Below are 1,309 nucleotides of genomic sequence, written 5' to 3'. Positions count from 1 at the left end.
GGTGCCAGATGCTCCTTAGAAAGGAGGTGATCCAGCCGCACCTTCCGGTACGGCTACCTTGTTACGACTTAGTCCTAATTACCGATCCCACCTTCGACGGCTCCCTCCACAAGGGTTGGGCCACCGGCTTCAGGTGTTACCGACTTTCATGACTTGACGGGCGGTGTGTACAAGACCCGGGAACGTATTCACCGCAGCGTTGCTGATCTGCGATTACTAGCGACTCCGACTTCATGAGGTCGAGTTGCAGACCTCAATCCGAACTGGGACCGGCTTTTTGGGATTCGCTCCACCTCGCGGTATTGCAGCCCTTTGTACCGGCCATTGTAGCATGCGTGAAGCCCAAGACATAAGGGGCATGATGATTTGACGTCATCCCCACCTTCCTCCGAGTTGACCCCGGCAGTATCCCATGAGTTCCCACCATTACGTGCTGGCAACATAGAACGAGGGTTGCGCTCGTTGCGGGACTTAACCCAACATCTCACGACACGAGCTGACGACAACCATGCACCACCTGTTTACGAGTGTCCAAAGAGTTGACCATTTCTGGCCCGTTCTCGTATATGTCAAGCCTTGGTAAGGTTCTTCGCGTTGCATCGAATTAATCCGCATGCTCCGCCGCTTGTGCGGGTCCCCGTCAATTCCTTTGAGTTTTAGCCTTGCGGCCGTACTCCCCAGGCGGGGAACTTAATGCGTTAGCTGCGTCACGGAATCCGTGGAATGGACCCCACAACTAGTTCCCAACGTTTACGGGGTGGACTACCAGGGTATCTAAGCCTGTTTGCTCCCCACCCTTTCGCTCCTCAGCGTCAGTAACGGCCCAGAGATCTGCCTTCGCCATCGGTGTTCCTCCTGATATCTGCGCATTCCACCGCTACACCAGGAATTCCAATCTCCCCTACCGCACTCTAGTCTGCCCGTACCCACTGCAGACCCGAGGTTGAGCCTCGGGATTTCACAGCAGACGCGACAAACCGCCTACGAGCTCTTTACGCCCAATAATTCCGGATAACGCTTGCGCCCTACGTATTACCGCGGCTGCTGGCACGTAGTTAGCCGGCGCTTTTTCTGCAGGTACCGTCACTTTCGCTTCTTCCCTGCTAAAAGAGGTTTACAACCCGAAGGCCGTCATCCCTCACGCGGCGTTGCTGCATCAGGCTTTCGCCCATTGTGCAATATTCCCCACTGCTGCCTCCCGTAGGAGTCTGGGCCGTGTCTCAGTCCCAGTGTGGCCGGTCACCCTCTCAGGCCGGCTACCCGTCGACGCCTTGGTGAGCCATTACCTCACCAACAAGCTGATAGGCCG

The 1,309-nt window shown here is 56.3% G+C and carries 1 rRNA gene; it reads right to left on the bottom strand.

Annotated features, from left to right (window positions below):
• Positions 1–19 precede the first annotated feature (19 nt).
• Positions 20–1,309: ribosomal RNA gene (locus Q9S36_RS51570) — 16S ribosomal RNA — on the bottom strand; the annotation flags it as partial.

Source organism: Microbacterium sp. ARD31, from assembly GCF_031844425.1.
This window is presented reverse-complemented; position numbering and strand designations above follow the sequence as displayed.